10 protein-coding genes and 2 pseudogenes are annotated in these 12768 nt (G+C 68.0%); 4 read left to right on the forward strand and 8 right to left on the reverse strand.

The features are described from left to right. Positions 1-74 precede the first annotated feature (74 nt). From gap to ACMYLB_RS15795, 3 genes are all read right to left on the reverse strand, one after another. A complete protein-coding gene (gene gap / locus ACMYLB_RS15785) occupies positions 75-1136 on the reverse strand; it encodes a type I glyceraldehyde-3-phosphate dehydrogenase (RefSeq protein WP_415907923.1) in 1062 nt (353 codons plus the stop codon). 164 nt (positions 1137-1300) lie between these two features. Next, the gene (locus tag ACMYLB_RS15790) at positions 1301-3754 is read right to left on the reverse strand and encodes an alpha-amylase family glycosyl hydrolase (protein ID WP_415907924.1); all 2454 of its coding nucleotides are present in this window, start codon (positions 3752-3754) and stop codon (positions 1301-1303) included. A gap of 3 nt (positions 3755-3757) precedes the next feature. Continuing rightward, the gene (locus tag ACMYLB_RS15795) at positions 3758-4678 is read right to left on the reverse strand and encodes an alkaline phosphatase family protein (RefSeq protein WP_415907925.1); all 921 of its coding nucleotides are present in this window, start codon (positions 4676-4678) and stop codon (positions 3758-3760) included. 129 nt (positions 4679-4807) lie between these two features. On the opposite strand from ACMYLB_RS15795, the pseudogene ACMYLB_RS15800 reads away from it, so the two are divergent. The 4 genes and pseudogenes from ACMYLB_RS15800 to ACMYLB_RS15815 all read left to right on the forward strand — a co-directional run. Continuing rightward, positions 4808-5143: pseudogene (locus tag ACMYLB_RS15800) on the forward strand (asparagine synthase-related protein); the annotation flags it as partial. Further along, positions 5107-5367: pseudogene (locus ACMYLB_RS15805) on the forward strand (hypothetical protein); the annotation flags it as partial. The pseudogenes ACMYLB_RS15800 and ACMYLB_RS15805, both read left to right, overlap by 37 nt. 69 nt (positions 5368-5436) lie before the next feature. Continuing rightward, on the forward strand, positions 5437-6072 hold the full coding sequence (locus tag ACMYLB_RS15810) for a tRNA methyl transferase PRC-barrel domain-containing protein (protein WP_415911100.1): 636 nt from the start codon (positions 5437-5439) through the stop codon (positions 6070-6072). Positions 6073-6075: 3 nt separating this feature from the next. Beyond that, entirely contained in the window at positions 6076-6822 is a 747-nt protein-coding gene (locus ACMYLB_RS15815) for a YqjF family protein (RefSeq protein ID WP_415907926.1), read from the forward strand. Here the strand turns inward: ACMYLB_RS15815 and ACMYLB_RS15820 are convergent. From ACMYLB_RS15820 to ACMYLB_RS15840, 5 genes are all read right to left on the reverse strand, one after another. Next, positions 6819-7448, reverse strand: a complete 630-nt coding sequence (locus ACMYLB_RS15820) for a LysE family translocator (protein ID WP_415907927.1) — start codon at positions 7446-7448, stop codon at positions 6819-6821. The genes ACMYLB_RS15815 and ACMYLB_RS15820 overlap by 4 nt on opposite strands. Before the next feature lie 1434 nt (positions 7449-8882). Then, entirely contained in the window at positions 8883-10610 is a 1728-nt protein-coding gene (locus tag ACMYLB_RS15825) for a GspE/PulE family protein (RefSeq protein WP_415907928.1), read from the reverse strand. Between the two features lies 1 nt (position 10611). Further along, complete coding sequence (locus ACMYLB_RS15830; protein ID WP_415907929.1) at positions 10612-11100, reverse strand: hypothetical protein; 489 nt, start codon at positions 11098-11100, stop codon at positions 10612-10614. A gap of 43 nt (positions 11101-11143) precedes the next feature. Continuing rightward, positions 11144-12175: a GTPase ObgE gene (gene obgE / locus ACMYLB_RS15835; RefSeq protein ID WP_415907930.1), complete on the reverse strand. Its 1032-nt coding sequence runs from the start codon at positions 12173-12175 to the stop codon at positions 11144-11146. Between the two features lie 41 nt (positions 12176-12216). Beyond that, entirely contained in the window at positions 12217-12768 is a 552-nt protein-coding gene (locus ACMYLB_RS15840; protein WP_415907931.1) for an RBBP9/YdeN family alpha/beta hydrolase, read from the reverse strand.

Genomic DNA, 12768 nt, shown 5'->3' on the forward strand with positions numbered 1-12768 from the left:
CGGAACACACGGAATACACGGAACGGCGCAGGGCCTTCCGTGTGTTCTGTGTATTCCGTGGGCCAAAGGATTCTTTAGAGCTTGGCGGCGATCTTCTTCGTCAGGTCGACGACGCGGTTGGAGTAGCCCCACTCGTTGTCATACCAGCTGACGAGCTTGAAGAACTTCGGGTTGAGCTCGATGCCGGAGCCCGCGTCGAAGATCGACGAGTGCTTGTCGTGGATGAAGTCGGAGGAAGCGACCTCGTCCTCGGTGTAGGCGAGGATGCCCTTGAGGTAGGTCTCGGAGGCCTTCTTCATCGCGGCGGCGATCTCCTTGTAGGAGGTCTCCTTGGTGGTCTTGACCGTGAGGTCGACGACGGAGACGGTCGGCGTCGGCACGCGGAAGGACATGCCGGTGAGCTTGCCCTTGACCTCGGGCAGCACGAGCGCGGTGGCCTTGGCGGCGCCGGTCGAGGACGGGATGATGTTGATGGCGGCGGAGCGGCCACCCTTCCAGTCCTTCTTCGAGGGACCGTCGACCGTCTTCTGGGTCGCGGTGTAGGAGTGGATGGTCGTCATGAGGCCTTCCTCGACGCCGAAGCCTTCCTTGAGGAGCACGTGCACGATCGGCGCGAGGCAGTTCGTGGTGCAGGAGGCGTTGGAAATCATCGTGTGCTTCGTGAGGTCGAGCTTGTCGTCGTTCACGCCCATCACGACGGTGATGTCCTCGTTCTTCGCCGGAGCGGAGATGATGACCTTCTTGGCGCCGGCGACGATGTGGCCGTAGGCGCTCTTCGGGTCGTCCTTCTTGCACTCGGTGAAGAGGCCGGTGGACTCGATGACGATGTCGACGCCGAACTTCTTCCACGGCAGCTCGGCCGGGGTCTTGGCGCTGACGACGGCGATGTCCTTGCCGTTCACGACGAGGATGTCGTCCTCGGCCTTGTCGGCGGCCGACTTCTTCGAGCCGACGGTGCCCTGGAACTTGCCCTGCGTGGAGTCATACTTCAGCAGGTAAGCGAGGTTGTCGGCGGGCACGATGTCGCCGACGGCGACGACATCGAGCTCCTTACCGAGCAAACCTTGCTCGACGAGCGCGCGGAACACGAGGCGGCCGATGCGGCCGAAACCATTGATAGCGACTTTGACTGCCATAAGGGGGATGGGTTGAAGAACGTTAGGAGCTCCGAATGAACAGCCGGGCCGCGGCTTTGGCAAGTGAGGAACCGACACAGTGCCGGGGAATACACGCTTTGCAGTGACATAAGCCGGCGGCGGGCGAAATTACGCCGCCGCCTCGCGCACATCTTGGCGAAAGCTCACTCTCCGCTCACCCAGAGGCCGCAGCCGAGCGCGGGCACGAAGAGCTCCGCGGCCACGGTGTCGTGCGGCGCGCTGCGGCGATCGTAGAAGCGCTCGTGGTCGGCGACGAGGCGCCAGGCGTGCGCCGCGACGTCCCCGATCGGGATCACGACGTCGTCCTGCTGCGGGTTGACGGCGAAGAGAAGCTTCTGCGCGCCGGCGCTGCCATCGGCGTTGTAGAGGAGCGCGAGCGACGCGCCGTCCGGACCCGCGCAGGCGCGGAAGAATCCCTCGCTCGGCCGCGTCCAGAGCCGCAGGTGCCGCCCGGCGTGCGAGCGGCGGAAGGCGATCCACTCCGCGAAATACGCGTGCGTGCCGGCGAAGCGGCGCAGGCGGTGGTAGTCGAGCGCGTTGAGGTCGCCGCGCAGGTAGGTGTTGTTCACGCCGTGCTTCGAACGGAGGAAATCCTGCCCGGCGGCGACCATCGGGATGCCGATCGAGGCAAAGAGGATCGCCGCCATCAGGTGCGTGCGGCGGACGTCGTTCAGCGTGGGGCGGACGCCGTTCTTGCCGCCGTTCTCGGTGATCTCGTCGAGCCAGGTGCGGTCGTCGTGCGACTCGGTGTAGTTCACCGTCTGCGCCGGCCAGTAGGCGAAGTGCCACGGCGAACCCTTGAGGAAATACTCCAGCTTGTCCGCCCCGCCGCCGGCGTGCACGTAGTCGCGGAGGAAGTTGCGGTAGCCGTCGTTCCACGAGGCGAAGCCGGTCGGACGCAGCGCGTCGGCGATGTGGCCGCGGAAGCTCCAGGGCTCCGCAATGAGGATGACGTCGGGCTTCACCCGCTTCAGCGCGGTCTCGATCTCGCTCAGCACGCCGACGCCGATGAGTTCGGCCAGGTCGAAGCGGAAGCCGTCGACGCCGTAGGCCTCGATCAGGTGCGTGAGGCTGTCGATGATGAGGCGCTTGGTCATCGCCGAGCGGCAGCGCAGGTCGTTGCCGACGCCGCTCCAGTTCGTCAGCGCGCCGTCGTCGCCGAGCTCGAAGTGGTAGAGCTTGTCGATGAACATCAGGTGCGCGGGCTCGCCGGCGTGGTTGTAGACCACGTCGAGGATCACGGCCATGCCCTGACGGTGGAACGCCGCGACCAGTTCCTGGAACTCCTTCACCTGCGTCGCGCGCTCCGGGGCGGTGCCGTAGGCGCTGGCGGGCGCAAACCAGTTCGTGGTCATGTAGCCCCACTGGTAGTCGTCGGGCGTGGCGTTGTCGTGCTCCTGCACCGGCTGCAACTCGACCGCGTTCACGCCCAGGCGCTTCAGGTAGAAGTCGGGGCTCTCGACCCATTTCTTCAGGCCGGCGAAGCCGCGGCGCTCCTCGGGCGCGAGCGCGACCGGCGCGTGCGCGGTGAGGTCGCGCACGTGCGCCTCGGCCACGACGAGATCCTGCCAGGCGGGCGGGTGGAAGCTGCGGTCGCCCGGCCCCACCCAGGCGCGGTCGAGCACGATGCCCGGGCCGTCGCGGCCGACGGCGGCGAGCGCATACGGGTCGAGGATGCGCTGGTTGGGGTGGAAGTTGCCGAAGAGGTTCTGCGGGCCGCTGACGTTATACCAGTAGAACCAGCCGTGCAGGTTCTGGTCGAGCCGCGCCTCCCAGACGCCGCGCCACTCCCCGTCCTCGAGGCGCTTGTCGAGCTCGTAGACGTGCGGGCCGCCGGGGGCGTCGGGCTGCTCGCTGACGGAGACGCGCACCGTCTTCGCGCGCGGGGCGAAGAGCCGGAAGATCGTCTCGTTCTTGCGCACGAGCGCGCCGAGCGGCAGCTCGCTGCGCAGCTGGTGGAAGAACTTCCCGAGGCGCAGGCGGATCTTGGGCGACTGCTGGCCGTCGCGCAGGTGGATGACCGAGTAGGTGCGGCTCGGCTCGAGCGGGGCCCGGGTCGTGAAGGCGAAGAGGTTCCGGCCCGTGCGCTGGCGCAGGAGCAGGCGGTTGACGTGTCCCTCGCCGTCGGGCGCGGAATTGGTGGCGTCGGGCGGGAGCGTGAGCCAGCGCGCATCGCCGGTGACGAACTTGAACTGCGGCGGCGGCTCGCGCAGCAGGCCGGCGGCCGGCACGGCGAGCGTCCAGGCGTCGCGGCCGAGCAGCCGGCTCTTCTTCAGCTGCCACTCCGGGCGGCCGATGGCCTCGCCCCAGCCGTTGAAATCGCCGCCGACGTAGAGCGGCGTGCGCTCGAAGTCCACGCCCGCGTGCTCGGCCGGATCGAGCACGAACACGAGCTGCCCGGCGGCGTCGACGTAGTAGCCGGCCTCCTCCGCGTAGACCTCGGGCGCGGCGGGCTCGAGCGAGGCGAGCTGGTAGGCCTTCTCGCCGGGCGCGAGCAGCGGCAGGAGGTCCTCGTTCCAGTCGGCGTCGAGCTCGATGATGCCGCTCGACGCGGAGGTGAGCCACGCGCGCAGGATGCGATGTTCGGGTTGGTTCAAGCGTCAGGATTTCGGCGGAGCGTCGAACGCGAGCAGCTCGGGCTTGCCGTCGAAATAGGGAAACTGGCCGAGCCCGAGCACGTAACATGCCGTCGCGCACGTGTCCTCGGTGCGCACGACGAGGTCGAGATACTGCGTGAGGTCGAAGTTCGGCTTCACGCCCGGGCCGTTCGCGATCCAGGGGATGTAACGGCTGCGCGGGTCCTCGGCGCCGTGGGTCAGCCCGCCGCCGCCGTGATCGGCGGAGACGATGACGAGCGTGTGCGCGCGCAGGCCGGCCTCGTCGTAGGCGGCCAGCACGCGTCCGAGGCAGGCGTCGGCGGCCTCGATGGCGGCGAGCTGCTCGCGCGAGCCCCAGCCGAACTTGTGCCCGCGCTTGTCGACCGCGGGGAAATGCACGAAGGCCAGCTCCGGCCGGTGGGCGCGGATGATCTTCACCGCCTCCTCGGCGACGGGCTCGTCGACCTCGAGGTCGTGCGCCGGCATCGACAGGTGGTCGAGCGTGCCGGGCTTGGTGAGCGGGCCGAACTTCGATTTGCCGGTGATGAGCGCGGTGGTGTAGTGCCACTTCTTCGCCAGCTCGAACACGGTCGGATAAGCCGGATAGACGGGCTCGGCCAGCGGCAGGTCCATGTTCCACTCGATCTTGTGCTTCCGCGGGATGACGCCGGTGAGCATGCTCACGTGCGAGGGCAGCGTGATCGAGACGGCCGTGGTCTGGGCCCACATCGTGTAGGCGCCAGTCTGGATCAGCCCGTGCAGCACCGGGGTGTGCGCGAGCAGCAGGCGGTCGGGGCGCAGACCGTCGATGCTGACAATCAGCACCCGCTCGATCGCCGGGATCGGCCGCGCGGGCTTCTCGTCCGCCGCGTGCGCCAGCAGCCCGAGTCCGCAGGCCGCCACCAGACACAGGAGTCGTTTCATCCCGCACACCGTAGACTCATGCCCCCCGCTGTCGAGCGCGCGGACGCCGCGATCCGGTGACGATTCCGCGACGCCGCCGCGCGAAGATTTTGTTTTCGTCCCGCGCGAACGTCGTTTCCCTAGCAAAACATGGCCCGCGAACGCCTCCTCGTCGCCCTCTCCGGCGGAGTCGACAGCTCCGTCGCCGCCCTGCTCCTCAAGGAGCAGGGGCACGACGTCGTGTGCGCCTACATGAAGAACTGGATCAACGAGGACAACGTCATCGGCCACTGCCCGTGGATGCAGGACATTGACGACGCGCGCGCCGTCTGCGACCGGCTCGGCCTCGAGTTCCGCGTCGTCAACCTCATGCAGGACTACCGCCGCCTCGTCGTCGACTACCTGCTCGACGGCTACCAGCGCGGCCTGACGCCGAATCCCGACGTGATGTGCAACAGCCGGGTGAAGTTCGGCGTCTTCGCCGCCTACGCGCGCGCCGAGGGTTTCCAGGGGCTCGCGACCGGGCACTACGCGCGGCGGGTGGAAGCCCCTCGCCCTCCGCGTCCGGCGCGCCGCGTTTCCGCCTCCTCGAGGGCGCGGACAAGAACAAGGACCAGTCCTACTTCCTCGCGCTGCTCAATCAGGAGCAGCTCGCCTTCGCGCGCTTCCCCATCGGCCATCTGCCCAAGCCCGAGCTGCGCGCGCTCGCTGCGCGCGCCGGCCTGCCGACCGCAACGAAGAAGGACAGCCAGGGCATCTGCTTCATCGGCGAGGTGAAGATGGCGGACTTCCTCCGCGCCTACGTGCCCGAGCAACCCGGTCCGATCGTGCGCGCCACCGATGGCGTCGTGCTCGGCGAACACCGCGGGCTGCACTACTTCACCATCGGCCAGCGCAAGGGCATCGGCATCCCGTCGAACACCGATCACCAGGCCTATGTCGTCGTCGGCAAGCGCGCGAGCGACCACGCGCTGCTCGTGGCCTTCGACGGCCCCGAGGCGCCCGGCCTGTGGACCACCGAGTGCCGCGTGCACAGCCTGAGCTTTATCGGCGCGCCGATCACGACGAGTCCGTCAGGGTCGGCGACCGAGCCGACCACGCTCGAATGCCGCGTCCGCTACCGCGACCCGCGCGTGACGGTGGAGTTCATCCCGGATGTTCGTCCGGAGGCTGTAGGGCGGGGTCTCCCGACCCCGCCAAGCGCGATGAACGCCATGCCGACCGTCGCGGCGGGGTCGGGAGACCCCGCCCTACATCAGAACCAGCCAGCGACGATTTCCAACGCCGCCATCGGGACACCGATGCCCACCTCGGCCACGCTCCGCTTCACGACCCCGCAACGCGCCCTCGCCTCCGGCCAGATCCTCGCGCTCTACCGCGGCGAGGAGTTGCTGGGCGGCGGGATCTTTGTGTGAGCCATGGAACACCCGGCCCTCGCGCAGACTTCGCATCGTCCGTGGCCCCTGCCGGCCGCGCCGTGGACGTGGCAGCAATCCTGGTTGGACCTGGCGTTCCTCCACTATCGCGCCGCGCCGGGACCGATCGAGCGCCTGTTGCCGCGGGGAATCCGGCTGCAGCAGTTTGACGGCAGCGCGTGGCTGGGCGTGGTGCCGTTTCGGATGGCGCGGCTGGGACCGCGGGGGTTGCACGGGCTGGCGCGGCTGCCCGATTTTCCGGAGCTGAACCTCCGCACCTACGTCGAGGCGGAGGGAAAGCCGGGAGTGTGGTTCTTCAGCCTCGACGCCGCCTCCCGCCTCGCCGTGTTCGGCGGCCGGCGCTTTTTCAATCTGCCCTATCTCCACGCCGCGATGGCGCAGGAGCGGAGCGGTGCGTGGATCGACTTCCGCAGCCGGCGCCACGGGGCCCGCGCGGAGTTTCGCGGCCGGTATCGTCCCGTCGGGCCGCGGCTGTCTCCGCGGCCCGGCTCCTTCGCCCACTGGGCGACGGAGCGCTACGCCCTCTACGCCGTTTCCCGCCGGGGCGCCCTGCGACGGGTGGAAGTGCACCATGCGCCCTGGCCCCTGCACGAGGCCGAGGTCGAGCTCGAGCACAACTCCATCGTGGCGGCCGCGGGCCTGGAAGTCCTCGCGGATCGCCCCATCTGCCACTTTTCGCCGGGGGTCGACGTGGTGTCCTTTGGCGCCGAGAGCGTGCGGGCGGGCTAGCCCAGCTTCGCCAGCACCAGCGCCGCGGCGAAGGCGAGAAACACGACGCCGAGCGCGCGGTCGATCCAGTGGCCGTGGCGGAGGAAGCGGCGGCGGACCTCGGCCTGCGTGAAGAGCACCGACACTAGGCAGAACCACGCCATCGTCGCGAGCACGAGCCAGACGCCGTAGCCGAATTTCAGCAGCGCCGGCGTGGCCGGGCTCACGCGCAGCGTGTAGAGCGAGATGAAGAAGAGCGCGGCCTTGGGATTGAGCACGTTGACGATGAAGCCCTGGAGCCACGCGGCGCCGTCGGTCGGGGCGGCGTCGCCCTCGGAGAGGTCGAGGTCGCCTTCGCGCGGTCGCGCGCGCAGGGCCTGCACGCCGACCCAGGCGAGATAGGCGGCGCCGAGGTATTTCGCGACGGCGAGCGCCGTGGGCGAATCGCGGAGCAGCAGGCCGAGGCCGAGCGAGCAGTAGCCGACGTGGATGGCGATGCCGCTGCCGATGCCGATGCTCGCCCAGACGGCGACGCGCCGGCCGTGGGCGAGGCTCTGGCGCAGCACGAGCGCGAAGTCCGGCCCGGGACTCGCGACGGCGAGCGCGTGGGCGATGACGATGGTCAGGAACTCGGGCCAGTAGGACATGCTTGGGCGCGACGGACGGGAAACGAAAGACAGGAGGACAAGGCAAAGCACGCCGATGGGCAAGCGCCCCGCATCCGCCGCGCGTCCAGGCACCGGGTCGCGGGTTCCCCGCCGGCAAACTGCACGCGTCGAGGTAGGGGCGGTTGCCCTCAACCGCCCTCGAACGCGTGCGTGGCCACGCTGCGGGCACGCAAGGGCGGTTGGGGCAACCGCCCCTACCTGGCTACGCTGGCGCGACACCTGACCCGGCGGCCTTTTTCGGGCGCGCGGGGCCCATGGCCGATTCGCCGGGGGGATGCGCGGGCGGTCCGGTTTGTTTTCGTGGTTTTGGTGTGTTGCGTGGGAGCCAACGCGTTCGAAGGCGGTTGAGGGCTGCCGAGCGTAGCGACATCGGACACCGTTGCTGCCGGAATGCAGCGCGCGTTTCTTCGGTTGGGGCGCTTGTCCTCAAGCGCCCTTTCGCTCGCGATGCGATGTCCCGGTCGAGGGCGGTTGGGACAACCGCCCCTACCTTACGAGCGCCCCCGTCGCGGACAGGGGTTCCTCAATTGCGCTGCGCCCGGGGTGCGGTGCTTGCGGTCACCTCGCGCCTGCGGCGCCGCTCCGGGCTCTTGAATCAAGCACTTGCGCAATTGCTTGAGTGCACTGGGTCATTGCTTCCCGCGAGAGGGTCATTGCTTCACTCGCCGAGCTCATTGTTTTACACGCCGACGCGATTGTTTGAGCTGCCGACCTCATTGCTTGAGGCGCCGAGGCGATTGTTTGATCGCCGTGCGTCATTGTTTCCCACGCCAACCCGATTGTTTTACACGCCGAGGCGATTGTTTACACGGACGACCCGATTGCTTGAAGCGCCGAGCTCATTGCTTGAGTCGCCAACTCAATTGTTTCGTTTCCCAACTCAATTGTTTTGTCGTCCGGCTCAATTGTTTCGCCGACCGAGTCTCTTGTTTTGGGCTCCAACTCCATTGTTTCGGGGGACGAGTCCATTGTTTGGCCGGACGGATCGATTGTTTAGTCGTCCGACCTCGTTGCGGGGGGCACCGCGCGTGTTGCTCGGGCGCTCAGTTCGTTCGAGGGCGGTTGAGGGCTACCGAGCGCAGCGACATCAGACACCGCCCCTACCTCAATCCGTGTTTCTTCGGTTGGGGCGCTTGTCCCCAAGCGCCCTTCGCTCGCTGCGGACAGAGCCGGCTTTGTTGCTTCAAGGGACAAGGCGGTTGCTGCGGCCGTTGAGTCGATTGTTTCTCCCTCGGAGCTCGTTGTCTCATCAGCCGGCTGGGTTGCGGCGGCGCCCGCGGTTGGTGCTCGGGCGTTCGGCCTCGTTCGAGGGCGGTTGAGGGCAACCGCCCCTACCTCAATCCGTGCTTCTTCGGTAGGGGCGCTTGTCCCCAAGCGCCCTTCCCTCGCGGCGCGACGCCGCGGCCGTGGGGATCAGCCGCGCAGTTCCATGTCTTGCGGCACGGTGCTGAGCGCTTCGGCGAGGGTCGTGAGGCCTTCCTTGACCTTGATGCAGCTGTCCTGGTGGAGCGTCTTCATGCCGCCGCGCATCGCGATCTTCTTCAGCTCGGCGGTCTCGAGTTCCTTGTTGATGCCCTCGATCAGCTCCTCGTTCGTGACCATGAGCTCGTGGATGCCGACGCGGCCCTTGTAGCCGGTGCCGCCGCATTTCGGGCAGCCCTTGGGGTTGGCCTTGAAGATGGTGCCGCCGGTCCAGCCGATGGCGCGCTCCATGATGTCGCGCTCGCGGCCCTCGGGCTCGTAAGCGACACGGCAGGTCTTGCAGACGCGGCGCATGAGGCGCTGGGCGCAGACGCAGACGAGCGAGGAGGACACCATGAACGACTCGATGCCCATGTCGGTGAGGCGCGCGACCGTGCTCGGGGCGTCGTTGGTGTGCAGCGTCGAGATGAGCAAGTGACCGGTGAGCGCGGCCTCGACGGCGATGCCGGCGGTTTCCTTGTCGCGGATTTCGCCGACGAGGATGATGTCGGGGTCCTGGCGGAGGAAGGCGCGCAGCGCGGTGGCGAAGGTGAGGCCGATCTGCCGGTGCATCTGCATCTGGTTGATGCCGGGCAGCGTGTATTCGATCGGATCCTCGGCGGTGCGGATGACGATGTCGGGCGTGTTGATCTCGTTGAGCGCCGAGTAGAGCGTCATCGACTTGCCCGAGCCGGTCGGTCCGCAGTGCAGGATCATGCCGTAGGGCTGGCGGATGCACTCGCGGTATTTGGCCAGGTTCTCCTCGGTGAAGCCCAGGGCCGGCAGCGGGAGCGTGGACTTCTGCTTGTCGAGGATACGCATGACCACGCCTTCGCCGTGGTTGAGCGGCGCGGTGGAGACGCGGAGGTCGATGTCGACGCCCTTCTTGTTGTATTGCTTGAAGACGATGCGGCCGTCCTGCGGCAGGCGGCGCTCCGCGATGTCGAGGTTGCACATGATCTTCAGGCGCGCGACGAGCGCGCCGGTGACCTTGGCGGGGAGGCGGAGCTTTTCCTGGGTGAGGCCGTCGATGCGGTAGCGGACGACGAGGTCCTTCTCCTGCGGCTCGATGTGGATGTCCGACGTGCCGGAGAAATACGCATCCTCGATGATGCGGTTGGCGAGCTGGATGATCGGGGCGGAGTCCTCGTGCGTGAGGTCCTCGTCCTTGATCTCGACCTCCTCGTCGGAGAACTGGGCGCCGAGCTGGTCGACGACGTCGGAAAACTGCACCTGCTCGGGCGCGCTGTCCTTCTTGAGCTTCTCCTTGATGTCCTTCTCCGTGCCGAGGAGGCGGGCGACGCGCATGCCGGTCTTCTCGGCGATCTTGGCGGCGAGCTGCGTGTCGAAGGGGTTGGCGAAGGCGATCAGCAGCATGTCGCCGACCTGGCCGACGGGCAGGATCGTGTTCTTCTGGCAGAACTCCAGGTCGACCTTCTCGAAGGTGGCGTTGTGGAGCTTGTAGCGCGCGACGTTGAAGGGCGTCAGGCCGAGCGCGCGGCACTTGGCGAGGTGGAGCGGGAAGGGCGTGACCTTGTGCTCGCTCAGCAGGAGCGCGTCGAGCTGCTCGCCGGTGAGGTCGTCGGTGTGGTTGACGACGGCGGCGCGCGCCTCGGGCGAGAGCTTTCCGAGCTCGACGAGCTTGTCGACAATCTGGGTCTGGACGCGTCCGAGCGGCATGTCAGGAAGCGGGATGGGCCTTGGCGTGTTCGTCGCGCTCGGCCTGCTGGCGGTCGAGGAACTCCGCGATCACGTCCATCGTCGTGGCGTGCCAGACGATCGTGCCGCCGAGTTTCTTTTCCCAGTGGGTGCGCACGGCGGGACTGAGATAATAGGCGGTGGCGACGAGCCAGAAATCCTCCTCCTTGTCGTAGGGCACGGTCCAGCTCGCCCAGCACATGCCGAGGTCGAGGTGCTTGCGGATGTCGTCCGGCACGTCGTAGTGGCGCAGGTCGACGACCCCGAGCTGGTGCTCCTCCATCACGGCGTGGAGGACGTCCTCCTCGCGCACGACCTTGCGCTCGAGGGCGAGGATGCCGAGCACGGAGGCCTGCCGGAAATCGCCCTGCCCCGCCAGCTCGAGCACGCGCTCGTTGGCGGCCTCGAGGTCCTCGAACTTGACGAGGTTGTGCTCCACGAGCGCCGAGCCGAGGAGGCGGTTGGCGCGCATGAGGAGTGGCCGATGTTCCGTCATGGGAGAGACGAGAATGGGATCACGCCGCGGGGGCTGGCGATGCCTTTTGCTTCTTCCGCAGCTTCCGGACGCGTTTTAGCAGTTCTTTTTTAAGCTTGGGGATGCCTTCCTCGCTCAGGCAGGAGATGGGGACGATCTCGGCGGTCTTGTAGCGCGTCTTGAACTTCTTGAGATTCGCGACGGCGGCGTCCTCGTCCATCTTGTTGGCGGCGACGAGGCGCGGTTTCTTGAGCAGCTCGGGGTCGTAGAGTTCGAGCTCCTTGAGCAGCTGCTTGTAGTCGTCGCGCGGGTCGCGGCCGTCGGTGCCGGCCATGTCGACGATGATGAGCAGCAGGGCGCAGCGCTCGATGTGGCGGAGGAAGCGGTGGCCGAGGCCCTTGTTCTCGCTCGCGCCGGCGATGAGGCCGGGGATGTCGGCGAGGATGAGGCGGTCGTATTCCTCGACGAACTCGATGATGCCGATCTGCGGCTGGAGCGTGGTGAAGGGATACGCCGCGACCTTCGGGTGGGCCTTGGTGATGAGGCCCGTGAGCGAGGACTTGCCGGCGTTGGGGAAGCCCACGAGGCCGACGTCCGCGATGCTCTTCAGCTCGAGGCGATACTCGCCGAACTCGCCCGGCTCGCCCGGGCCGTGCTGGCGCGGGGCGCGGTTGATGGAGGACTTGAAGCGGGTGTTGCCGAAGCCGCCCTTGCCGCCGTGGCAGAGGATGAACTCCTGGCCGTCCTCGAGGATCTCGGTGACGACCTCGCCGGTCTCGAGCCGGTAGACGACGGTGCCGAGCGGCACGCGCAGCACGGCGTTGCGGCCCTCGCGGCCGTTGCAGTCCTTGCCCTGGCCGTGCTCGCCGCGCTCGGCGGTCCAGTGCGGCTTGTATTTGAAGTCGATCAGGTTGTTCTGGTCGTCGTCGCCGCGCAGGACGACGTGGCCGCCGCGCCCGCCATCGCCGCCGTTGGGGCCGCCCCACGGCTCGTATTTTTCGCGACGAAAGCTCACGCAACCGCGGCCTCCGTCGCCAGCGCGGGCTTTGATGGTGCATTCGTCGATGAACATGCGACCAAACGTGCAGAATCCCGCGCGCTTGCCAAGCGGAGTTAGGCGCCCGGCTCCCGAGCCCGCAATTCCCGCCACAGCCCCTGCCCCACCGGCCACGCGCCGAGGTCCGAATCGGAGTTGATGTGTCCGGCCGCCCCGATCACGCGCAGGTCCGCCCGCCAGGCGGCGGCGAACTCCGTCGTGCGCGCCAGCGCGGCGTAGGGATCGTCCGTGCTCGCGACGACGAGGGCCGGGAACGGCAGCGACTCGCGCGGGATCGGTCCGAAGCCGCGCAACATCGGCAGGTCGGGCGCCTGCTCGACATCCGCCGGCGCCACGAGCAGCGCCCCGGCGATGCCGCGCCCGCCGCGAGCGGCGTAGCGCGCGACGGCGATGCAGCCGAGGCTGTGCGCGATGATCCACACCGGCGCGGACCGCGGCTCCAGCGCCCGCTCGAGCGCGGAGTCCCAGGCCTCCGGCGAGGTCGACCGCCAGTCCGCCAGCGCCATCCGCGCCCACGCGGGATTCGCGGCGTGCCACACGCGCATCCAGTGCTTCGGGCCTCCGCCCGAGTAACCGGGCACCAGCAAGACCGACGGCGGGCCGCCCAT

It is taken from the genome of Oleiharenicola sp. Vm1 (assembly GCF_047777955.1).
GTDB lineage: Bacteria > Verrucomicrobiota > Verrucomicrobiia > Opitutales > Opitutaceae > Didemnitutus.